Raw genomic sequence first — 24566 nt, 5'->3', positions numbered from 1 at the left:
AAATAGCCAATCTGTAATATTAACATAAAATTAAGTTCATAAGGAATGACCAATTAAAAAGCACAATCAGTTTAGACTATAAAGTTAACTGAAGATTTGTATGTAAAATAAGCATAATTAAAATGTAAAAAACTATCTCGATGGAAGAATAAGTATAGTAATATACTTTTTAGCTTAAAATCTGATGACACGATAGCGTTGATTAAAAATAAATTATTTTAATTTTGCATTAAGTTTTTGTCGTAGTGTCTTTAGAAATAAATAAATTGTTGATTGTTATATATCCAAAGAATGAGTAAAAAAGTTACTACCGTTTGTCCTTATTGTGGTGTGGGTTGTGGTTTAGAAGTTCAACCCCCTTCCGAGGGTAAAACTATTAATTGTGATTCTGAAGGTAATCCCATTTGGAAAGTAATGGGCGATCGCAATCATCCGTCAAGTTTAGGAAAAGTATGTGTAAAAGGGGCAACTGTCACCGAAGCAATGGCAAAAAATCGTCTTGAGTACCCTTTATTTCGAGAAAAATTAGATCAAGAATTTCGTCAAATTTCGTGGGAATCAGCTTATAATCTCATTGTTAACCGCATCAATACTGTCAGAGAAACGATAGGAGTTGATGGTATTTGTATGTACGGTTCAGGACAGTTTCAAACAGAAGACTATTATATTGCCCAAAAATTAATTAAAGGGTGCTTAGGTACAAACAATTTCGATGCCAATTCTCGTTTATGTATGTCTTCTGCCGTTTCAGGATATATAGGCAGTTTTGGTGCTGATGGCCCTCCTTGTACCTATGAAGATTTAGAATTAACAGACTGTGCTTTTTTAGTTGGTACGAATACTGCGGAATGTCACCCCATCGTTTTTAATCGTTTAAGGGCATATCATAAGAAAAACCCTCATGTTAAGCTTATTGTGGTTGATCCTCGTCATACTGCTACTGCTGAGGTTGCAGATCTTCATTTACCTATTAATCCGGGTAGTGATATTGATTTATTTAACGGTATCGCCTATCTACTTTTACAATGGAATGCAGTTGATTACTCTTTTATCGATCGATATACGAATCATTTTGAAGACTATAAAGAAATTATTTTACATTATCCCCCTGAAGTAGTTGCTCAAAAATGCGGAATTTCGATCGAAGACTTGGAAACTTGCACTCGTTATTGGGTAGAATCGGATAAAGTGTTATCAATGTGGTCAATGGGATTAAATCAATCTTCTGAAGGTACAGCAAAAGTAAGAACTTTGATTAATCTACACCTGATGACGGGCAAAATAGGAAAAGCAGGAAGTGGGCCATTTTCTTTAACAGGGCAACCTAACGCTATGGGCGGCAGAGAAGCGGGGGGTTTAGCCCAACTTTTGCCGGGGTATCGCAGTGTTTTAAATCCAAACCATCGGGCAGAAGTCGAGGTATTATGGGGTTTACCTTCAGGCTCGATCGATGATAAAGTAGGTAAAAGTGTATGGGAAATGATCCTAGGATTAGAGACGGGAGAGGTTGGTTTATTTTGGGTTGCCGCCACAAATCCAGTGGTAAGTATGCCAGATTTAGAACGTACTAAAAAAGCCTTATTAAAATCTCCTTTCACCGTTTATCAAGATGCGTACTATCCCACAGAAACTGCTTATTATGCCCATTTAGTGTTACCTGCGGCACAATGGAGTGAAAAATCAGGTACTATGACTAATTCTGAGCGTGTGGTTACTTATGCCCCTAAGTTTAGTAATCCCCCCGGAGAAGCGAAAGCCGATTGGGAAATTTTTGCAGAAGTAGGTAGAAGACTAGGATTTGAACAATATTTCAACTTTCAAAATGTGGCTCAAGTACATCAAGAATTTGCTAGTATAACCGAAGATCGTCCTTGTGATATGTCAGGGATGACTCATCAACTTTTAGAGCAATATGGTGCAATTCAGTGGCCTTTTCCTTTGGGTAGTAATCCTGAAAATCGTTACGGCAGAAGACTTTACACAGATCTTAAATTTCACACGAAAAACGAAAAAGCAAATTTCGCTCCTTTACACAGTCGAGGATTAGCCGAACCTCCAAACCCTGATTATCCCTTAGTTTTAACTATCGGACGTTTATATGGACATTGGCACACTATGACCAGAACTGGTAGGATTGATAAAATTAAAAAGATGCACCCTGAGCCTTTTTTAGAAATTCATCCCAAAGATGCACATAAGCTCAATTTAGAAGATAATGACTTTGTTAAAGTTGCATCTGTTAGGGGGGAAGCTCAATTTAAGATCCAGATTACCAGATCGATCGCCCCCGGAACGGTATTTGTACCAATGCACTGGGGTTTTTTGTGGGCAAAAAATGCTGAAGCTAATAGTTTAACTCATCCTCACGCTTGTCCTATTTCTAAACAACCAGAGTTAAAAGCCTGTGCTGTTAATTTAACTAAAATTATACCTCAGTCTGACATAAAATTATCGGCAAAAAAAGGGAATCGTGACAAGAATTGATGTTAAAATCCCTAAAATTGATTTTTTCTATTTTATCTAATCAGTATTATTATACTGATGCAAAATCTAAGTTTACAGCAATTTTCCAATAAATAAACTACATTTTTTATCTCTTGCAAAGTCACAAAGTCACAAAGAAAAATGCAAAGTGTGGTTTAAAGAAATGAAAACTGCTCTAAATCAAATTTATAGTTGTTTCAAATAAGAATGAGACATCATCAGATTCTGAGACGCTTATCAAATGGGGACTTCACCTTGACAAACTGTCTCAAACTTAACTGAAATGACTATATTTATTTTTAATCCTTACGGATATTTATTGTTAAAATACTACGATAAATTGATTCTCCTTTGTTTATTGTGGCAATTTCTCTTTCTGTCATCACTTCTAATGGGTTTTCTGTTAGCCAAATTTCTGGTTTTAAGGGTTTAAATTGAGAGTTTTCCAAAAATCGATCGAGCATTTCTTCTGCAACTTCTTTAATATCAGATTGTAAAAATACTTGTCCTTTAGGTGATAAGAATTGAGCTAAAATTTCGACAATTTCTGATTGTACAACTCGTCTTTTTTGATGTTTTTTCTTAAACCAAGGATCGGGAAATTGTATCGTCACCAATTCTAAACTATAAGGAGGTAAAGAAGCTAATAAATTTGTTAAAGAATGGTTAATATTGCCAAAAACATAATAAAGATTGCTAAGATGATATTCCTCTTTTATCTCGTTGGCTTCTGTTACCAAACCCTCTCTAATTTCCACTCCTAAATAATTTCTGTCGGGATTTTGTTGTGCCATCTGTAATAAAAAACGTCCTCGCGCACAACCTAAATCAAGATGAAAAGGCAAAGATAGATTAGAATATATTTGACTCCAATCAGGGATTGAGATTAATTGCTGATACCTGTTACTTAATGGGTTGACGTGTTGACGCACTCTCACTCTTGCCAATGGGTTATTCCTCCTTGTTTTTTGTTGGTTTGAACTATGAATGTACGTTTTGCGATCGCCAGTGATTTACATATAGCTTTACCTGAAACCATCGATACTAACGTTAATCGTTTTCACCTAACTCAATTCAGCATACCAGCCTTAGAAGTGGTTTTACAACATTTAAACACCCTTAATTTGGATTTTCTCTTACTACCGGGAGATTTAACCCAAAATGGCGAAATAGTTAATCATCAGTGGCTACAGGCAAAATTAGAAACTTTATCATATCCTGTTTATGTGATTCCGGGTAATCATGATGTCCCCAGTTTAAAGGGTAGCAAAAACACGATCGCCTTTCAAGAATTTCCCGAATATTATCAAAAATTTGGTTATAAAAACACTAAAAGTCACGATTACACTTGCGAATTAGCAGACGGTTTACAATTAGTCGCTTTAAACTCTAATCATTTTAATGAGGAGGAAAAACAGTTAGGTTGTCTAATGGAAAATCAATTGATTTGGTTAGAAGAAACTTTATCGAAACTGACGGATAAGTTAGTATTGGTGATGATTCATCATAATGTAATTGAACACCTTCCTAATCAATCTAATCATGTGTTAGGGTGTAGATATATGTTAGATAATGCTTCTCAATTACTATCAATTTTGAACAAGTATCAGGTAAGATTTATCTTTACAGGACATTTACACATTCAAGATATTGCCACCTCTAATGGTATTCATGAAATTACTACTGGTTCATTAATTACTTATCCTCATCCTTATCGCATCCTAGAATTAAAAGATAATCAACTCTCGATCGAGTCTCATCATATCACCCAACTTCCTGACATAAAAAATTTGGCCTATTTTTCTAAAAAATGGACATCTGATCGATCGTTTCCTTTTATGATTACTATGTTAACATCTCCTCCCCTTAACTTATCCTTGACAGAAGCAAAAGAATATGCCCCACTATTAAAGAATTTTTGGGCAGACATAGCCCATGGTGACAAGATTTTTGACTTTACTCAATTACCTCCCCATATTAATCAATATTTTCAGTTATTCGGGGCAGTTGATCAAGATGGACAACCTCGCACGATCGATAATAATATTAAAATTATTCTCTGATAAGCTAAAATCCATTTAATTAAATAACAAAATCGTCTTTTTCCTTCTTGATTCAGAAAAAAATCTTGTTTATTCTCTATTTCAAAATTGTATCAAGATTAAATTATTCCGTTACTGGATAAATTAAGGCACATTTAACTTACATTTTTTCCTAATCCTTAAAAATGTCTCAAATTCTTAACTCTTTTCTTTTCCCTCTTCCTTACCCTCATTGATAAACTTAAATGCAAACTAGCTTATAATAAAATTAAACTTTGGGACAATCGATGTGGTAAGATTTTCAGGGAAATAATATTAATTAAAATTAGAGTTTAAATTTTTTGTAATTTCCTTTTTGTTATTCATTCTATCTTTCATATACATTCTATTCTTAATTCTGTATTCTGATGAGGAGGGGTTGAGAAATTAAATTAATGTTTCTTTAGAAAAGATTATGTTTTAACAAATACTTAGAAAAAAAGGACATCATAGTAATTAGGTGTCAAGGCAGAAAATTTTGATAAATGTTTATCCCTAGTCTATCTCTTATTAGCAGAATTATTCCTTATCAAATGTTTACTAAAATTTCTCATCTTTGGCGAGATTTAGTAAATGAGAATAGTCTTAATGGAATATATTTCACTGAAGATAATTTAATTAATTCAGATGTTGATAATGTTAAAAATGAAAAAACATCTTTTCATAGTTTTCAATTATTTGTATCAAAAAATATTCAAGCATTACTTTTAGTAGAAAAGAAAATAAATGAATTTTACTATCAGATAACTATTTCTTTTGAACATCAGGAAATCTTAGATTTTTTAGGACTAATTGATCATAAAATTAGCTTAAATAGAGATAAAATTAGTGATGTAAAAAATATTTTATTAACGAATAATCAAAAAAATATTCAAGAAGAAAACTTTATCTTCACTTTAATGAATATAATTACTGAACCTTTAGCATTTCAAGAAAACTATTTAGCTGATTATTCTCACCATCAAAGCATCGAAGTTATTTTAAGAAATCGTATTGAACAAGAACGAATACTTCATCAAGTAACCCAACAAATACAACAAGATTTAGATCTATTAATTATTGTTAAAATGACGATCGAGCAAGTACAATCATTATTACAGATCGATCGTCTATTAATATACCAAATTAGAGTTCCGATTAAACAAGAATCATCTGAAGAAACAATATTAATTGATACAGTAACTTATGAAGCAAAAGCCTCTAGTGTTATTCCCTCTGTATTGAATTTCCAAGAAGAAAGTTGTTTTAATAATATTAAAGATTGCGAAGAAAAATATCTAAAAGGTTTTTATTTAGCTATAGATGATATTCATAATAGTAATATTAATTTATGTTTGAAAGAATTAATGCAAAAATTAGGAGTAAAAGCTAAAATAGCTATTCCAATTATTGTCAAAAATGAATTGTGGGGATTATTAATTGCTCATCAATGTTTTGCTAAAAGAAAATGGAAAAGTAATGAGATTAATTTCTTAAAAAATATTGCTGAATACTTAGCAGTCGCTATCTATCAATATAACTCTTATCATCAACTAGAAGAACAAAAAATATTATTAGAAGAACAAATAGAAAAAAAAGCTAAACAATTACAAGATGCTTTGATTGTCGCTCAAATTGCCAACCAGTCAAAAACAGAATTTTTAGGAAGTATTAGTCATGAATTAAGAACTCCTTTAACCTGTATAATTGGTTTATCTGGAACCTTGTTACATTGGTCAAAAGATATTAAAAATAACCTATCTTTAGAGCAACAAATAAGATACTTAAAAATTATTCAAGATAGTGGAAGAAAGTTATTACAGTTAATCAATAATATTTTAGATTTTGCTGATATTGAAGCGGGGAAATCACTCCTTTATATGGAAGAAATATCCTTAGAAAATCTAGGTAAAATGCTTTATTTATCAGCTTTAGAAATCGCTCGAAATAAGGGGATAAATATTAAATTAGACTCTACTATTAATAAAAGTTTAGATTTATTTTATTGTGACGGAGAAAGAGTATATCAAATACTTTTAAACTTGGTAGATAATGCCATTAAATTTACTCCTTATGGTGGAGAAGTGATTATTAAAATTTCCAGAAATAAGAATCAAGTTATTTTTCAAATAGAAGACACAGGAATCGGTATTAATCAAGAACAAATACCTTTATTATTTACTAAGTTTCAACAATTAGAAAATTATCGCACTCGTACTCATTCTGGTACAGGATTAGGATTAGCTTTGAGCAAACATTTAGTAGAATTACACGGTGGCATAATTGAGGTAAAATCAATCATTGATAAAGGTTCTACCTTTACCGTTATCTTACCTAATTCCTCTCAAACTCATAATTTAAAATCAAAAGTTAGTGACAAAGAAATCTCTGATTTAAAAACTAATAAAACCATTGTAATTATTTGTGAAGATGATGAAATAGGTACTTTTTTATGTCAATTATTGACGGCGGCTGAATATCAAGTTATTTGGTTAGTCGATGTTTATGAAGCTATCAATCGGATTAAATTAATTAACCCATCGATCGTAATCTTAGAACAAAATCAGGAAATATCTCTAGAGATTAGTCAAAACATTAAATTGAAAAGTGAAGATAATTTATACTTGATGATAATCAGAGATAGAATAAGTGGTAATGAATGGGAAAATCTCTCTAATTCTGGAGTTGATGAATATTTATTGAAACCATTACAACCAAGATTACTACTGAGAAAGATAGCTAAAATTATTAATCATTAAATTAAATACTATTTTACTAATTTAAAAAATTCAAATAAATAAAATTTATATATTTTAAAGTTGTTAAAAAAAGGCTAAAATTATTCTCTATTACGTTTTTGGTATTACCCTATTCAAAAAAAAATTAGATTTATCTAAACTTATACAATTTAGTGTGTATTTACCGCAAACTCTAAAAATTTGGCGGTATCTGGAAAAATTTGATTATCGCTACTAATTCTTTGTTGACTTCTCAAGAAAAGATGATCACAGATTACTAGATTAAATTTAGTTTGATTGTTGATCTTCCAATCTTCAATAATAATATTGGTTAAAGTAGCTTTACTAAAATCACTATTATAAGCTTTGGCTAAAGTAAAATCCCCTTGATTCAAAGCGGTTTCTTTTAAGTCAGCATTATTAAGATTTGCTTCCATGAAACTTACACCCCGAAAAATACCACGAGATAAATTAGCATAGGTTAAATCAGAAGTTATAAAAAAAGAGTCTGAACAATTAGCCTCTTGAAAATTAGCACCTGATAAACAAGATCTACTAAAGTCAGCACCAGTAAAATAAGCCCCAAAAAAGTTAGCATCTTGTAAATTAGCTAAACTTACATTAGCATCTCGACTATATACTCTGGTAAAATTAGCCTTGGATAAACTAGCTTTAGATAAATTAGTTTTAATAAGAGTAGCTTGACTGAGATCAACTTCTATTAAATTCGCTTCTTTGAGATTAAAATTACTCAAATTTAAACGACTTAAGTCTGCTTTTCTTAAATCTGGTACGATTTGAGGATTTTTTTGTCTCCAAGTATTCCATTCTGTAGCTGACAAGGAAGTAATATACTGTAAATGTAGTTGATTAGTCATCTCTTAACTTTCCTCTTAAAGAATTTCTTGTTCGTTATTTCTATTTACGCCTATGATTGTGAAGATCTTGTGGAGAAATGAAGATGTGGTGAACAAACCGAATAATTGAGAATATTAACTCATTTGTGCCTATTCACTTACTTCTTTGGCTACGATTGGAGAAAAATATTTGTGATTTATACTTTCTAATTTTAAATTTTCTTAACTTTTTGTAAAACTTTACCCCATTCTTCCAAAAATAAGTTAATATGTTAATACCTATGTACTAAAAGTTGAAGATTTGTGACATAGATACTAGATTCAATTATTATTAACAAAGTTAAATAAAAATCAGCTTATGGCTACCAGTACAATGGCTCAAAATTCTGATAAATCTGATAAAGAAAAAGCATTAAATATTGTTTTAACTCAAATAGAACGTAATTTTGGCAAGGGTTCAATTATGCGTCTTGGTGATGCTACCAAAATGAAGATAGAAACTATCTCTAGTGGTGCTTTAACCCTTGATCTTGCTTTAGGTGGTGGTTTACCTAAAGGACGTATTATTGAAATCTATGGACCTGAAAGTTCTGGAAAAACGACTCTAGCACTTCATGCGATCGCAGAGGTGCAAAAAGCTGGAGGCATTGCGGCTTTCGTTGATGCTGAACACGCCTTAGATCCAACTTACTCTGCCGCTTTGGGGGTGGACATTGACAATTTATTGGTAGCCCAACCTGATAATGGAGAATCCGCCCTTGAAATCGTGGATCAATTAGTACGCAGTTCGGCTGTTGATATAGTAGTAATTGATTCTGTTGCAGCCCTAGTACCTCGTGCAGAAATCGAGGGAGAAATGGGAGATTTACAGGTAGGTTTACAAGCACGTTTGATGAGTAAAGCCTTAAGAAAAGTGGCCGGAAATATAGGTAAATCGGGTTCTACTGTTATTTTTCTCAACCAATTACGTCAAAAAATTGGTATTAGTTACGGTAGTCCAGAAGTTACAACAGGTGGTACTGCTCTCAAATTCTATGCTTCCGTAAGGTTGGATATTCGTCGGATACAAACTTTGAAAAAAGGTAGTGAAGGGGAGTATGGTATTAGGGCGAAAGTCAAGGTTGCAAAAAATAAAGTTGCACCTCCTTTTCGTATTGCAGAATTTGATATTATTTTCGGTTCAGGTATTTCCCGTGTTGGTTGTTTATTGGATTTAGCCGAAAAAACTAATACTGTTACTCGTAAAGGGGCTTGGTATAGTTACAATGGCGATAATATTGCCCAAGGGCGAGATAATGCAGTTAAATATTTAGAGGAGAATCCTGAAATTGCTAGTGAGATCGAGCAAAAAGTAAAAGCTGAATTAGAGATTAATAATGTCAGTTTTGAGACGGCTAGTGATGATTCTGAAGAAGATTTTACCTCGATCGATGAGTAAATAATTACCTGAGTGAGTTATAAAATTATCGGTTAAGAAAGGAGATAGGATACAGGTGGACAGGGTAATATGCGATCGCTATTAGTTATTTATAATATTGATAAAATAAATAAACTAAAAATTAATTATGATAGTTAGAGCGATTGTTGAATGGGATGAGGAAACGGAAACTTATACGGCAACTTGTCCAAAATTAAGTTTTGTTTCATCTTTTGGAGATACTAAACAGGAGGCGATCTCATATTTAAAGGATGCAATTAATCTAATGCTCGAACCAATTTCAGATAACTTAATAAAATCCCTTATTATCACTTTTTCCACCATGATATAAGGCAAGTTGATAATATTTTTTAGCGTGATTAATTAAATCTTGTGCTTCATCTTCTCCAATTTCTCTGAGCTTTTTTGCTGGGATACCAACCATTAAAGATCGAGGCTCAACATCTTTTGTTACAACACAACCTGCTCCAATGATTGATCCCTCTCCTACGGTAACACCATCTAAAACGATCGAGCCAATTCCAATTAAACAACCTGTTTTGATATGGGCAGAGTGAATTACAGCTTTATGTCCGATCGTCACATAATCTTCTAAAATCGTTACTTTATTAGGATCTCCGTGTAATACTGCTCCATCTTGAATATTAGTATAAGATCCGATCGAAATTTTTTCCACATCTCCCCTTACTACAGCACTATACCAAATACTCGATCCCCTTCCTATTTCCACATCTCCCATAATCGAGGCATTATCCGCAATAAACGCACTCTCAGGAAAATCAATATTTCTTAACAATTTCATCGCAGTATTTAGATAAATCTCCACATCTTCGGCATTGTAACAAATAATAATTAAAGTATAAAATATAAGGAAGGGATAGCGGTAACTATCCTCAACCTTTAGTAAATCAACACTATACTATTATGACTCAAATTGTCGAAGTAAATTTAGTTGATGTATTAACAAGACTAGAGAATAAAATTGAACCTCTAGAAAATAAAATTGATCGAGTTCAATCAGATGTTACAGAAATTAAAATTGATATAGAGAAATTGAAAGTCCAGAATGAGGAATCAAATAAGCGCATGGAATCCATCGATAAAAGGATTGATGGAGTAGATAAAAGAATGGAAGGTTTAGATACTCGTCTGAATACTTTGACTATAGGCTTTTTGAGTATCGTAGGAATACTGGTGACAGGATTATTAACCGCCGTTGCTAAACTAATTTCATTACCAAGTTTTTAATGAGCAAAATATGTTAAATTTTATGTAGTAAGTCTGAGAATTTGATTAATTGTTGACGATCGTAATGAATCCCTAGTCTTGCTACAACGTCATGATATAATTCCATTGACTAACTATAACCTTAAATCTTTAACTAAACTGAGATTTATCGTTATCCCAAATTACAAAAAACACTGTACATAATAATTCCTAGTTCACGGCTTAATGTTTACTAAACAAGTAACCGATTCTCCTGTTTATAAATGGTTTAACGATCGCCTCGAAGTAGATGCGATTTCCGATGATATTAGTAGCAAATATGTTCCCCCCCATGTCAATATTTTTTATTGCTTAGGCGGAATTACCCTAACTTGCTTCTTAATTCAGTTTGCAACTGGGTTTGCCATGACTTTTTACTACAAACCCACCGTTACCGAAGCCTTTACCTCCGTTCAATTTATCATGAATGAAGTTAACTTCGGCTGGTTAATTCGATCGATTCATCGCTGGTCTGCCAGTATGATGGTATTAATGTTAATCCTCCATGTATTTCGTGTTTACTTAACTGGTGGATTCAAAAAACCTCGTGAGTTAACTTGGATCGTGGGTGTAACAATGGCTGTTATTACCGTTTCCTTCGGTGTAACTGGTTACTCCTTACCTTGGGATCAAGTAGGTTATTGGGCAGTTAAAATCGTATCAGGTGTACCTGCGGCTATTCCTGTCGTTGGAGATCAAATGGTAGAACTTTTAAGAGGTGGTGCCAGTGTAGGTCAAGCAACTTTAACCCGTTTCTACACCATTCACACCTTTGTTTTACCTTGGTTAATGGCAGTATTCATGTTATTACACTTCCTCTTAATCCGTAAACAAGGTATTTCTGGTCCTTTGTAATTAAGATTTAAAGTCGAGAAATCCATCGTCTTTAAAGTTAATCATTTGTTACAGAATGCTCAGATATAATCAGGATAAAATATAAATTATCCTGTTTCTTCTTCTTATATACCCGTTAACTGAGGGGAAATTTTTAAATCATGTCTAATCCTAATTCTCAATTAATCAAAAAACCCGATCTTAACGATCCAAAATTAAGAGCAAAATTAGCTCAAAATATGGGTCATCATTACTACGGTGAAATTGCATGGCCTAACGATATTCTGTATATGTTCCCTGTCTGTATTTTAGGGGCATTAGGTTTAATCGTTGGTTTATCCATTCTAGATCCTGCTATGATTGGCGAACCTGCTGATCCCTTTGCAACTCCTTTGGAAATCTTACCTGAGTGGTATTTATATCCTGTATTCCAAATTTTGCGAGTTTTACCCAACAAACTCTTAGGTATCGCTTGTCAAGCGGCAATTCCTTTAGGTTTAATGCTAATACCTTTCATCGAAAGCGTTAACAAGTTCCAAAATCCTTTCCGTCGCCCCATTGCGATGACTGTATTTTTGTTTGGTACTTTAGTAACTCTTTGGTTAGGTGCTGGTTCTATCTTCCCCATTGATAAGTCCTTAACTTTGGGTTTGTTCTAAGTTTCGACTTGAATCTCAAAAATATTAAAATACACCCCTCTCGATCGATTCTAACCTCATTTAGTGAGGTATTTTAGGGTCGATCGTCTTTTTTATGGTTCTTTTTGAACAAAAACTATCAATATTTTTCTCACGCAAAGACGCAAAGATAATTTATCAAAAATTTATGATTAAGAATAAGCTAAGAAGTAATAAGTACCACTAAGTCAAGTTAAAATAAAATTATTAATGACAAATCCACCAAAGGAAAATCTAATGGTTAGCCCCCTAACAGTAGCTAAATACTTTATTATTAGGGCTTATGAAGATGGTAGAGATGATCAAATGACTAATATGAAGTTACAAAAACTTCTCTATTATAGTCAGTGTCTATACTTAGCTCTATTTGATGAACCTTTATTTCTCGAGGATATTCAAGCATGGCGTTATGGCCCTGTTTGTCCACCAGCTTACCATTTTTACAGTGAATTTGAAGCCCAACAATTACCGATTCCTACTCCAGAATATATCAACGAAGAATTAAAAGCGGTTTTAGAAGAAGTTTGGCAATATTTTGGACAGTACCATGCTTATTATCTGAGTGATTTAACTCATCTGGAATTTCCATGGAAAAAAGCTCGAAAAGACTTACCTAGTTATGCTAGTTCAAATGAATCTATTTCAATAGAAGATATGAAACTTTTAGGACAAAAAAAATTGTTAGAAATTGAACAAAATCACCCTCATTATGAGCAAATAATTTCTCATATTTTGAAAGGGGAAATTAATTCTCACAAAAAATATAAACCTCAATACATAAAGCAAGGAGAAGTAAATGAATGGCTCAACTCTCTACTTGCTTGAACAAACTGTTTACTTTGAAAAAAGTTTCCAGAAATTAGTTAAAACTTATAAATCTCAAGATGAAAAAATTAGATTTAGTCAAAATATTAGCAACTATTTGGACGCATTAATTATAAATCCTTATCCGCCACAAGCAAGAACAGAACCTTTACCGAGTGGTTTAAAATTATCTCAAGAGTGGAGATTTTATAAGTTAGTTATAGTCATTGCTAAGGGTGCATCTGGACAAATTAGAATTATGTATTTACTTAATGAAAAAGATAAAATTATTAAGCCTTTATGGATTTATAGCCATCAACAATTTACTAAACGCCCTCCAGATAAAGAAATTAAACAAGTTATTCAGGAAGTCTTTGAAGAATAAATAACTAGAATGAGAAGATTTACAAATCTTTACCTTAAGAACAAAATATTGTAAACTACCATAATAAAAAATTTATTTATCGGATTCAAAGAAGGAGCATATAAAAGCAATGCAGTCGGTTTCACCTGTATTGACATCTGTACCAAGAGAATATTTAAAAGCACCGGGAGGGTTTAATCCTACTGTGCTGATGTTTATTACTGCTATTTTATTAATTACATTTTCCACCGTGGGTTATTTTTTGTGGGGGTGGATAGATTGGATATGTTTTTGTGCCAATGTACTAGCCTTACATATGTCTGGTACTGTTATTCATGATGCTTCTCATAATAGCGCCCATAGCGATCGAATCATTAATTCAATTCTTGGTCATGGTAGTGCCTTAATGTTGGGTTTTGCCTTTCCTGTTTTTACGAGGGTTCACCTACAACACCATGCAAATGTAAATGATCCTGAGAACGATCCTGATCATTATGTCTCTACAGGAGGCCCTTTATGGATGATTGCCGCTAGGTTTTTCTACCATGAGATTTTTTTCTTCAAGAGACAATTATGGCGAAAATATGAGCTTTTAGAATGGTTTTTGAGTCGTTTATTTCTCTTTACGGTAGTTTTTCTCGGTATTAACTACGGTTTTATAGGTTATGTAATGAATTTTTGGTTTGTACCTGCTTTAGTAGTTGGTATTGCGTTAGGTTTATTTTTTGATTACTTACCTCATCGTCCTTTTAGAGAACGCGATCGATGGAAAAATGCGAGAGTGTATCCGGGTAGAGTTTTGAATCTTTTAATTCTCGGACAAAACTATCATTTAATTCATCATTTATGGCCTTCTATTCCTTGGTATAAATATGAGCCTGCCTATTATGCAACTAAACCCTTATTAGACGCAAAAGGCTGTGATCAATCTTTGGACTTACTCAACGGTAAAAACTTTTGGAGTTTTTTGTACGATATATTTTTAGGTATTAGATTTCACGATAAACATTGATCAAATATGAGTCAGGACACAAGAGATAGATAAAAGATACTATCAAAAGTTTGTTGTGAGAAAATTATTATTCAAATAAATCTGAATCTAATAGCCTTAAAATAAATTGAATAAATCTATCTCTCTGACTCTCCTTTGGGTTATTGTAATTTTGAATTAGGAAATTATATTTTATTTTTAAATTAAGATTTTTAGAAACATAAAAAGGCTAAAATTGTAACATTATCTCACATAATTTTGGGAGATTAAAGTTACAGCTTGTCATCAATTAAGCCAAATGAGGATTGCCCCTAGATAAATACCAACAACAAAATTTATTTTTCATTGATCATATCTGGTGATTATTGCCGTATATTGTTTGAATCTGGCAAAAAAGTTTTCAATTAAATGTTAAATATCTTGCTTGATATAAAAATTCATCATATTCTCGTTGTTGTTTTTGATATGATGACATTACCCATAAACATTACTAAATTATGCTTTCGATCGTTTTTGTAATAAGTAATTTTAATCAACTTGGATTAAGATTATCAGTGATCAGTTTTTGTTAGTATAGTATTTGATTATTTATTTCAAACAATTAATTATCAATATGATAACCTCAGAAATAGAAAACTCTCCAAAACGTTATCGTATGTTCCTAGATAATAGTCGTACTGGAAATAGATATACTTTGACTCTTGAAGAAAGTAATGGAGAATGGATTGCCTCTTGGTATAGTACTATATTAGAGAATCAACGAGTTGAAGGATCTGACGCTAATTTAGTTGCTATTAATGCAGATCAGGCTTTTCATCAAGCTAAGTACTTAATCGAAAAAGAAGATGAAGACATAATTGGTGTGGACTGGCAATTTGAGAATCCTTTGCCACCTTGGATAGTTGACTAAAGACGATCGAACAACATTGATAACCTTTATTCATTTTCCATAAGCACTTAAATAAGCAATAATAAAATCTTGACCAATATTTAAAATAACTATATCTTATGTTAAGAGCTGGAATTGTGGGATTGCCCAATGTAGGCAAATCTACCTTATTTAATGCCGTAGTAGCTAACGCCAAAGCCGATGCCGCAAATTTCCCTTTTTGTACGATCGAGCCTAATGTGGGAGTTGTAGCTGTACCTGATGAACGTTTGGAAGTATTAGCTAAAATATCTAAATCTGTAAAAATTATTCCTACTCGTATTGAATTTGTGGATATTGCAGGGTTAGTAAAAGGTGCATCGAAAGGGGAAGGTTTAGGAAATCAATTTCTAGCAAATATTAGGGAAGTAGATGCCATCGTTCATGTAGTAAGATGTTTCGACGATGATGATATTATCCACGTTTCTGGATCAGTTGATCCTATTAGAGACATTGAAGTTATCAATTTAGAATTAGCTTTAGCTGATTTAACTCAAGTTGAGCGCCGAGTAGAAAGATTGAGAAAGCAGGTGAAAAATAATAAAGAAGCGGCTGAAGAAATGGGCATTTTAGAGCGAATTTTACCTATTCTCAATGATGGTAAACCTGCTAGATTTTTAAACTTAACCCCAGAGGAAGAAATAATTGTTAAGCCGTTGGGATTACTAACTTCCAAACCAGTGATTTATGCGGCTAACGTTACTGATGAAGATTTAGCCACCGGTAATGAATGGGTAGAGCAAGTTAAACAACAAGTCGCCTCAGAAAATGCTAAAGTGGTCGTAGTTTCAGCTCAAGTAGAATCAGAGTTGGTAGAATTATCCTTAGAAGAAAAAGCGGAATTTTTAGAGTCTCTAGGAGTTACTGAAGGGGGTTTGCAGTCATTGATTAAAGCAACTTATGAATTATTAGGATTGCGTACTTATATTACCACAGGGGAAACAGAAACTAGGGCATGGACAATCATCGCTGGAATGAAGGCACCTCAAGCAGCCGGAGTAATTCATACTGATTTTGAAAGGGGATTTATTCGTGCGGAAACTGTTGCCTATGAAGATTTAGTTAAAACTGGTAGCATGGCGGCGGCAAAAGAACAAGGTTTAGTTCGCTCGGAAGGAAAAGAGTATATTGTAAAGGAGGGAGATGTGATGTTATTTCGCTTCAATGTTTAACCAATGAACAATTAACAATTGATTATATAAGACAATTTAAAGCAATTATGCTTAATTCACTATTAGTTATTAATTATCCATCACTAATTATTAATTTTTTCTCTTTAGTTTTTTTTATTCTAACTTTGGGATCGATCGTCTATTATCTATATAGTCTTTATTCCTGTTATCGTTTTTTTTCCCAAAAAGAAGAGGTTAATGTTGATTTTTCTCCACCTATTTCTATACTTAAACCTTTATGGGGTTTAGAATATAATCTTGAAGAAAATTTAACATCTTTTATTATACAAAATTATCCTCAATATCAAATTATTTTTTGTGTTCGAGATAAACATGATCCCGTTATTTTACTGGTAGAAAAACTAATTAATAGATATGCCGATCGAGATTTAAAATTAATAGTGAACGATCGGATAATTGGTTATAACTATAAAGTAAGTAATTTAGCTAATGGTTTAAAGTATTGTGATTATAATTTAATTTTAATAGCTGATAGTGATATAGAAGTTAAAGAAGATTATTTAAAAAAAATAGTCCAACCATTGCAACAGGAAAAAGTAGGCGTTGTGACTTGTTTATATCAGTCTTTAAGTCATAATTTTACGGGAATTATTGAATCTTTAGGAGTTGCTTGTAATTTTATTCCTAATGTATTAACTGCTAGACAATTAGAAGGAGTAAAATTTGCTTTTGGTTCAACTATTTTAATCAGAAAAAAAATCTTAGAAAAAATTGGTAGTTTTGAGAGAATAGCAAATAGTTTAGCCGATGATTTTTTATTAGGAAACTTACCAACAAAATTAGGTTATGAAACAGTTTTATCTAACTATATAGTAAAACATCAAATAACTGAAGAAATTTTTAATCATTATCTAAAAAGACAAATTCGCTGGTTTCGTTGTATCCGAGTACAAAGATTTAAAGGATATTTAGGTATGATTTTTACTTATGGTACAATCAATAGTATTATTTTTTGTTTATTTAATCACCTCTCTTTTTTTAGTTTAATAGTGTTGATAATAACTCTTTCTCTTAAACTTTTATTAAATTATAAACTAAGTTTTAAATATCTTAATAATGATACAATCATTCAGTATTTAGGATTAATTTTTGTTGTTGATTTAATTAGATTTTATATTTGGTCAATAGCTTTATTTGGTAATAAAATAAAATGGGGAAACAATCACTTTATTTTAAAATCTAATGGCGAGCTTAGTATTGATTCTTAATTTTATATTCATTAATAAAATCTATTAAGATTATCGATCGCTGTTTATTTTCTATATATAAAGTATTGATCTAAACAAACGAAATTCTTAACCCTTTTACTATTCTCTTTACTTATAAACTCTCTCTATCTAAAGTTTTATACTTTCATGTTTTATCATCGAAATTCCTCAGTTTAAAAATTACACTTTTTCAGTACACCTCAATTAAGATATAATCTTGAAAGTAACTAATCCTTTACCTATTGTAATTGGTGTGTGTAAAAGTAATCTCGATGTTATGAAGTTTAATTCTTGCCTCAATTTTAATTTAATCTCTCCCCAACTTTGGTTAACTTTACCTTTATTACTTGGTGCATTGTTTTTTCCGAATCTCCCCGTTTTAGCTGTAGATTTAAAAGTCGGTATTGTACAAAGATTTGGAGATGAATTAGAAGATGAAATTACCCTTAAAAGTAATGAAGGTGACTCTCTAACTGTGAAATTTACTAATATTTCTAACCAAGAAGAAAAAACTTTAACTACCAATCAATTAAAATTATCGATCGTAGCTCAACCATTACCGAATAAGCTAATTGAAGAAAGATTAATCTTAGGTGATTACGGCACTTTTGAAACAGCAGAGGATTCTGCTAATCGTTGGCAATCTTTAGGTATTGATGTGGAAATTACACAACCCGGACGTTGGCAAGTGTGGGCGAAACGTAGTACTTATTCTAATCCCCTTTTAAAAAGACTATTACTTAGTGCTATTCAAGAAAAAGGCTATCAAGATGTTTATATTGAAACCGCTATTTTATTGGAGAAGCCCATAGTTTCTTTCAAAATAAATGATAATACTTATCAAGCCAATTACTTAGAAATAAACAGTAGCAAAAATATAATTCAAGTAAAAGATGGAATCAAAGGCACTTGGCGCAATTATGGAGGCACTTTTACCCTACAACCCAATTCTTATGGAAATTATACCCTTGTAAATAAAGTCGATATAGAAACTTATTTGCGAGGTGTCGTACCTCATGAAATTGGGAGTAATGTGCCAATGGCGGCCGCAGAAGCACAAACTATTATTGCTCGAACTTATGCCCTTCGTAACACTCGTAGATTTCAAGCTGATAATTATGAAATGTGTGCCACAACTCATTGTCAAGTTTACTATGGATTAACTGGTACTTCTTCGACTTCCGACAAAGCCATTGCCTCAACTAAAGGATTAGTGCTAACCTATGATAATGAATTAGTAGATGCCTTATATTCTTCTACTACTGGGGGAATAACATCCTATTTTGAAGATGTGTGGAATGGGCAAAATCGTCCTTATCTTAAATCTGTCATCGATTCACCTCAACAAGTTTGGAATTTAGGAGAAAATACCCTCGAATCTGAAGCTAATTTCCGTAAATTTATTAGCTTACAAAACGGTTTTAATGAAACGGGAAGAAGTTTATTTCGTTGGAATCGCAAAAGTAGTATTCAAGATTTATCTAAAGATTTACAAAAATATTTAGAAAGAACAAAACATCCTCTTAAAGATTTTAAAATCATCAAAGAAATGAAGATTGTGAATCGATCGTCATCTGGTAGGATCATTAAAATGGATGTGATTACAGATTCAGGGGTGGTATCCTTAGCAAAAAATGAGGTTAGAAGTGCTTTTACACCCCCTAGAAGTACACTATTTTACTTAGACCCCTTTTTTGACAAAAATAATAAACTAGCAGGATATGCTTTTGTTGGTGGAGGTTTTGGTCACGGAGTAGGATTAAGTCAGTTTGGTAGTTATAATTTAGCAAATTTGGGATGGTCAGCACAACGAATATTACAATTTTACTATCCCGGCACAAAAGTTGAGCCTTTAAACAACTCAATTATATTTTGGCGTCCTGACTAAATCTATATATCAGCCATTTTTGAGCATTTTAGATACTTTTAATTAAAGGGATTAGCTTTTAGCTGTTAGCCTTTTTTCATTAAAGAATAAGTAATCAATTACTAATGTTGGTCAGAAATTTAACTTCACAATAGCTGATAACTAATTGCTGAGTGCTAATTGAACATAATTATTTCTCACGATTCAGATAGGATTGCTATAGTTGATTTATTTTAAAAAAATCTTAAAAAAATGTAACGAAATGTGAAGAATTGCGACTAAAATGATAGAGAGAAAAAATGTAGAAAAGTAAAAAATTAGATGCGAATTGCCATAGCAGGTGCAGGATTAGCAGGACTTTCTTGCGCAAAATACTTAGCAGATGCAGGACATACACCTATTGTCCTCGAAAGACGAGATGTTTTAGGCGGAAAGGTTGCCGCATGGAAAGACGAAGATGGAGACTGGTACGAAACGGGACTTCATATATTTTTTGGTGCTTATCCCAATATGTTGGAATTATTTCATGAATTGGGTATTGAAGATCGTTTGCAGTGGAAAGAACACACAATGATCTTTAATCAACCTGAAAAACCCGGTACTTATTCAAGGTTCGATTTTCCTGATCTTCCAGCTCCTGTTAATGGTTTAGTTGCTATTTTACGCAATAATGATATGTTAACGTGGGGCGAAAAAATTAAATTTGGTTTAGGATTGTTACCGGCGATCGTGCAAGGTCAAGAATATGTAGAGGCAATGGATAAATATTCTTGGTCTGAATGGATGGCAAAACAAAATATTCCCCCTAGAATCGAGAAGGAAGTTTTTATTGCCATGTCAAAGGCGTTGAACTTCATCAATCCTGATGAAATTTCCGCTACCATTCTTTTAACTGCTTTAAATCGCTTCTTACAAGAGAAAAATGGCTCAAAAATGGCTTTTTTAGATGGTTCACCTACAGAGAGATTATGCAAACCAATTGTCGATTATGTCACGGAAAGAGGTGGAGAAGTAAGGTTAAATGCTCCCTTGAAAGAAATTTTATTGAACGAAGATGGTAGCGTCAAAGGCTTTTTATTACGAGGATTAAATGATGCGCAAGACGAGATTTTCACGGCTGATGTTTATGTTTCTGCTATGCCAGTTGATCCTTTGAAAGTGATGTTACCTACCTCATGGAAAGAAATGCCCTTTTTTCAAAAATTAGAAGGGTTAGAAGGTGTACCTGTTATCAATCTTCATTTGTGGTTCGATCGAAAACTCACTGATATTGATCATTTACTGTTTTCTCGATCGCCTTTATTAAGTGTTTATGCTGATATGAGTAACACTTGTAAGGAATATAGTAACCCTGATCGATCGATGTTAGAGTTAGTGTTAGCCCCGGCGGCTGATTGGATTGCAAAATCTGATGAAGAAATTATCGAAGCCACCATGCAAGAATTAAGACAGTTATTTCCTCAACATTTTAACGGTGATAACCCTGCTAAACTTTTAAAATCCCATGTAGTCAAAACCCCTCGATCGGTATATAAAGCGACACCCGGCAGACAAGCCTATCGTCCATTCCAAAAAACACCCATTAGTAATTTCTATTTAGCAGGAGACTTTACCATGCAAGAGTATTTAGGAAGCATGGAAGGTGCCGTATTATCAGGAAAACGAACAGCCCAAGTGATCAGTAAAGACTATCCTGTTAGTATTAATTTCCAACAACCAGAACCTACTACGGTTTAACAGTTGACAGTTGACAGTTGACAGTTAATAATTAAAACCTAATCTTTAGGTAATTTTAATTATCAATGATAAATTACTTATCACCCATAATCAATGATGAAAATGGGTCAGAAAGTGAGACAATACTATAGAATCGTCATTATTCTTATTTTTAAACTTATATTTAGCTATATTCAGCAGGGATGAATGCTGCAACTGCCTAAAAAATTACAACCTAAACAACCCCTAGCCTCCCCAGAGGAATCTTATGAATACTGTCGTCAAGTGACAGCAAAGTATTCTAAAACCTTCTATTTAGGTACTTTATTGATGCCTAAAGAGAAACGAAGTGCTATCTGGGCGATTTATGTCTGGTGTCGCCGTACTGATGAATTAGTAGATGGTCCTCAAGCCAAATTGACAACTCCCGAAACTCTTGATTTGTGGGAGCAACAATTAGAATCAGTGTTTGCAGGACAACCTATCGATGATCCTGACGTGGCTTTGGTTGATACTCTCCAACGTTTTCCGATGGATATTCAACCCTTCCGAGATATGATTGCAGGGCAAAGAATGGATTTATATCGCAATCGTTATGAGACTTTTGAAGAATTAAACCTTTATTGTTATCGAGTTGCTGGTACTGTGGGGTTAATGTCTTCTGCGGTTCTAGGAATTGATGAAACTTATTTGAATGCTCCTTGGTATCATCACTCAGTATATATTCCTGAAGAAGAAGCTGTCGCTCTTGGTATTGCCAATCAATTAACCAATATCCTACGAGATGTGGGTGAAGACAGAAGCAGAAATCGCATTTATCTACCCTTAGAAGACTTAGCAAGGTTTAACTATACCGAAGAAGATTTATTTAACGGTGTAATAGACGATCGATGGTATAACTTAATGCAATTCCAGATCGATCGAGCAAGGCAATATTACGAAGATGCAGAAAGAGGTATTAAAGCCTTAAACCCTGACGGACGTTGGCCTGTGTGGTCTGCATTAATGCTGTATCAAGGAATTTTAGATGTCATCATCAAAAATAACTATGATGTGTTTAATCGCCGTGCCTTTGTACCAACTCCTAATAAAATGCTTTATTTACCTGTAGCATGGTTAAGGGCTCAAGTTTTATGATCAAAAAAAACCTCTCCTAGTGGGAGAGGAAATTATGTCATAATCAGTGAATATATACTTAACAAGATTGTTATTTGATATTAATCTAGTTTTTTCTCTATTTTGCTCAAGTTTAATTTGCTCAGGTTTAAATTATTTCTTTGCAAAGTATAGAGAAGTTGTTTTGAATAGCTCAAAATTCTTATAACAAAAAGTTAGATAATATTATATAGACAAAAAAAACCGCCAAATTGATTATTTTTCCTTAAAAATAGCAGATTTCACGGTCATCTTTCATCGTCACACACGATCGCAAAGTAAATTATCAAACCATAAGACAAAGTTAAATCTTTTGATTTTACTACAGTGTAAACTCTGTATTTGTCAGAATACGTTGATGTTTTTACCAATTCTTAAATTTCCGCTTATTTATTTGGTTGAGGAGTCATCCGCAAATAAGGTTTAATTTCTGTTACCCCTTTGGGGAATTTCTCTTTTGCTTCAGCAGTAGGAATAGAAGGCACTACAACACAATCTCCTCCATCTTGCCAGTTAGCCGGAGTTGCGACTTGATAATAATCCGTTAATTGTAAAGAATCAATAACTCTTAAAATTTCATCAAAGTTGCGTCCTGTGCTCGCAGGATAAGTAATACTTAAACGTAATTTTTTATTAGGATCTATAACAAATACACTTCTAACGGTGAGATTATTTAAGGAGTTAGGATGAATCATACCGTATAAATCTGCAACTTTACGATCGTCATCTGCAAGAATAGGATAATTAACAGTGGTATTTTGAGTTTCGTTAATGTCGTTAATCCAACCCTTATGAGATTCTACCCCATCCACACTAAGAGCGATCGTTTTGACATTGCGTTTCTGAAATTCTGATTGTAAACTAGCCACAGTACCTAATTCAGTGGTACAGACAGGAGTGTAATCAGCCGGATGAGAAAAAAGTACAACCCAGCTATCTCCCGCCCAATCATAAAAAGAAATTTCCCCCATACTAGAGGCTTGAGTAAAGTTAGGAACAGCATCCCCTAATTGTAAGACCATAGGTTTAAAATTAAATTTGACTTAAATTAATGAACATTTATAATTGTGTCATATTTTTCTGTATTTATTTTATCAATTAAACTTTTTTGAACACATCTTTACAAATCTTTACCTTCTGGATGAATGAAAAAGTCAACTTGACTGATACAATCGAATAGCAATAAGCCTTGTGGATAGAAATACATCCTTAAAGTGATCAAACTAAAAATAATAATCTTTGTGACTTTTGTCTCGAAAATTATTTTTTGTCTATCCTCATGATTTGCATAAAATCAATTGACAAACTTGTCTTTGCTAATAGACAGTTTTACGGGAGTGTAATGATTTATTCGGTTATATTCATGTAAAATTAGCACATATAAAATAATTATTAAAGTTATCTTATTTTTTGGAGGTTTCATTTTCATGAAATTATGGCATCGTGTTGTAACAGTATTTAGTTTTATCTTGTTTTTGTGTTCTGTTGCTTTTTCTCAACCCGCTCAGGCATTAGATTTCAATACTATTTTACAGGGAACTCCCCGTTTAGTGGCGGCCGACAATACTCGTCGGAATGTTGCTGATGACTTATTAGGTACTGAATTTGGTCAAAAAATTGACGTAAATAACAGTGACATCCGTGATTTTCGTGATTTAAGAGGTTTTTATCCCAAATTAGCGAGTATTATCATCCAAAATGCACCTTATGAACAAGTGGAAGATGTTTTACTTATTCCGGGGTTAACTGATACTCAAAAAGAAAGATTACAAGCTAACCTTGATAATTTTACCGCTACTCCTGAGGCGGAAGTTTTTAATGAGGGTGATGAGCGTTATAACGCCGGTATTTATTAATTAATAATTAATAATTGACAATTGACAATTGACAATAAGCAAAGAAAATGGAAGATAAAAAGTAAACTTGGACTTATCTAAGTTTATTTATGAAGGTAGGTAATGGGCAACAACGAATAATAAGTTTATT

Annotated in this window: 21 protein-coding genes; 17 read left to right on the top strand and 4 right to left on the bottom strand. The window is 32.8% G+C overall.

Annotated features, from left to right (window positions below):
• Positions 1-291 precede the first annotated feature (291 nt).
• Positions 292-2484 carry a molybdopterin oxidoreductase family protein gene (locus tag GM3709_RS02640; protein WP_066116020.1) on the top strand — a complete coding sequence of 731 codons (2193 nt, stop codon included), beginning with the start codon at positions 292-294 and terminating at the stop codon, positions 2482-2484.
• Positions 2485-2783: 299 nt separating this feature from the next.
• Here GM3709_RS02640 and trmB read toward each other — a convergent pair whose 3' ends face one another.
• On the bottom strand, positions 2784-3431 hold the full coding sequence (gene trmB, locus GM3709_RS02635) for a tRNA (guanosine(46)-N7)-methyltransferase TrmB (protein ID WP_066116017.1): 648 nt from the start codon (positions 3429-3431) through the stop codon (positions 2784-2786).
• Positions 3432-3467: 36 nt separating this feature from the next.
• Between trmB and GM3709_RS02630 the strand changes: the two genes are divergently transcribed.
• Complete coding sequence (locus GM3709_RS02630; RefSeq protein WP_066116015.1) at positions 3468-4547, top strand: metallophosphoesterase; 1080 nt, start codon at positions 3468-3470, stop codon at positions 4545-4547.
• Positions 4548-5050: 503 nt separating this feature from the next.
• Positions 5051-7303, top strand: coding sequence for an ATP-binding protein (locus tag GM3709_RS02625; RefSeq protein WP_066116014.1), 2253 nt, complete (start codon positions 5051-5053; stop codon positions 7301-7303).
• A 149-nt stretch (positions 7304-7452) separates the two neighbouring features.
• Here GM3709_RS02625 and GM3709_RS02620 read toward each other — a convergent pair whose 3' ends face one another.
• On the bottom strand, positions 7453-8160 hold the full coding sequence (locus GM3709_RS02620; protein WP_066116012.1) for a pentapeptide repeat-containing protein: 708 nt from the start codon (positions 8158-8160) through the stop codon (positions 7453-7455).
• A gap of 352 nt (positions 8161-8512) precedes the next feature.
• Between GM3709_RS02620 and recA the strand changes: the two genes are divergently transcribed.
• Positions 8513-9577 carry a recombinase RecA gene (gene recA, locus GM3709_RS02615; RefSeq protein WP_066121685.1) on the top strand — a complete coding sequence of 355 codons (1065 nt, stop codon included), beginning with the start codon at positions 8513-8515 and terminating at the stop codon, positions 9575-9577.
• Positions 9578-9866: 289 nt separating this feature from the next.
• Here the strand turns inward: recA and GM3709_RS02605 are convergent, their stop codons facing one another.
• Complete coding sequence (locus tag GM3709_RS02605; RefSeq protein WP_066116009.1) at positions 9867-10379, bottom strand: gamma carbonic anhydrase family protein; 513 nt, start codon at positions 10377-10379, stop codon at positions 9867-9869.
• Between the two features lie 122 nt (positions 10380-10501).
• Between GM3709_RS02605 and GM3709_RS02600 the strand changes: the two genes are divergently transcribed.
• From GM3709_RS02600 to crtB, 12 genes are all read left to right on the top strand, one after another.
• Positions 10502-10825, top strand: coding sequence for a hypothetical protein (locus GM3709_RS02600; protein WP_066116007.1), 324 nt, complete (start codon positions 10502-10504; stop codon positions 10823-10825).
• Between the two features lie 204 nt (positions 10826-11029).
• Entirely contained in the window at positions 11030-11698 is a 669-nt protein-coding gene (gene petB, locus GM3709_RS02595; protein ID WP_017295510.1) for a cytochrome b6, read from the top strand.
• A gap of 140 nt (positions 11699-11838) precedes the next feature.
• On the top strand, positions 11839-12336 hold the full coding sequence (petD, locus tag GM3709_RS02590; protein WP_066116005.1) for a cytochrome b6-f complex subunit IV: 498 nt from the start codon (positions 11839-11841) through the stop codon (positions 12334-12336).
• Between the two features lie 255 nt (positions 12337-12591).
• Positions 12592-13179: a Panacea domain-containing protein gene (locus GM3709_RS02585; protein ID WP_066116002.1), complete on the top strand. Its 588-nt coding sequence runs from the start codon at positions 12592-12594 to the stop codon at positions 13177-13179.
• A complete protein-coding gene (locus tag GM3709_RS02580) occupies positions 13151-13543 on the top strand; it encodes a hypothetical protein (protein WP_066116000.1) in 393 nt (130 codons plus the stop codon). The genes GM3709_RS02585 and GM3709_RS02580 overlap by 29 nt, the downstream gene beginning before the upstream one ends.
• 109 nt (positions 13544-13652) lie before the next feature.
• Positions 13653-14534: a beta-carotene hydroxylase gene (gene crtR / locus GM3709_RS02575; RefSeq protein WP_066115998.1), complete on the top strand. Its 882-nt coding sequence runs from the start codon at positions 13653-13655 to the stop codon at positions 14532-14534.
• Positions 14535-15126: 592 nt separating this feature from the next.
• Positions 15127-15423 (top strand): hypothetical protein, encoded by a 297-nt coding sequence (locus GM3709_RS02570; protein ID WP_066115997.1) that lies wholly within the window; start codon positions 15127-15129, stop codon positions 15421-15423.
• 98 nt (positions 15424-15521) lie between these two features.
• Positions 15522-16613, top strand: a complete 1092-nt coding sequence (gene ychF, locus GM3709_RS02565) for a redox-regulated ATPase YchF (protein ID WP_066115996.1) — start codon at positions 15522-15524, stop codon at positions 16611-16613.
• 47 nt (positions 16614-16660) lie between these two features.
• The gene (gene hpnI / locus GM3709_RS02560; RefSeq protein WP_071828003.1) at positions 16661-17842 is read left to right on the top strand and encodes a bacteriohopanetetrol glucosamine biosynthesis glycosyltransferase HpnI; all 1182 of its coding nucleotides are present in this window, start codon (positions 16661-16663) and stop codon (positions 17840-17842) included.
• 277 nt (positions 17843-18119) lie between these two features.
• Positions 18120-19730 carry a SpoIID/LytB domain-containing protein gene (locus GM3709_RS02555; protein ID WP_066121681.1) on the top strand — a complete coding sequence of 537 codons (1611 nt, stop codon included), beginning with the start codon at positions 18120-18122 and terminating at the stop codon, positions 19728-19730.
• A 300-nt stretch (positions 19731-20030) separates the two neighbouring features.
• Positions 20031-21446 carry a 15-cis-phytoene desaturase gene (gene pds / locus GM3709_RS02550; protein WP_066115994.1) on the top strand — a complete coding sequence of 472 codons (1416 nt, stop codon included), beginning with the start codon at positions 20031-20033 and terminating at the stop codon, positions 21444-21446.
• Positions 21447-21632: 186 nt separating this feature from the next.
• Positions 21633-22562 carry a 15-cis-phytoene synthase CrtB gene (gene crtB, locus GM3709_RS02545; protein WP_066115992.1) on the top strand — a complete coding sequence of 310 codons (930 nt, stop codon included), beginning with the start codon at positions 21633-21635 and terminating at the stop codon, positions 22560-22562.
• Positions 22563-22966: 404 nt separating this feature from the next.
• Here the strand turns inward: crtB and GM3709_RS02540 are convergent, their stop codons facing one another.
• Complete coding sequence (locus GM3709_RS02540) at positions 22967-23602, bottom strand: peroxiredoxin (RefSeq protein ID WP_066115990.1); 636 nt, start codon at positions 23600-23602, stop codon at positions 22967-22969.
• A 405-nt stretch (positions 23603-24007) separates the two neighbouring features.
• On the opposite strand from GM3709_RS02540, the gene psbU reads away from it, so the two are divergent.
• Positions 24008-24436 (top strand): photosystem II complex extrinsic protein PsbU, encoded by a 429-nt coding sequence (psbU, locus tag GM3709_RS02535; protein ID WP_066115988.1) that lies wholly within the window; start codon positions 24008-24010, stop codon positions 24434-24436.
• Positions 24437-24566 lie beyond the last annotated feature (130 nt).

The sequence above is a fragment of the Geminocystis sp. NIES-3709 genome, from assembly GCF_001548115.1.
In the GTDB taxonomy this organism is placed as follows: domain Bacteria; phylum Cyanobacteriota; class Cyanobacteriia; order Cyanobacteriales; family Cyanobacteriaceae; genus Geminocystis.
The sequence above is the reverse complement of the archived record's forward strand: the minus strand, read 5'-3'. Positions and strand labels throughout refer to the sequence as shown.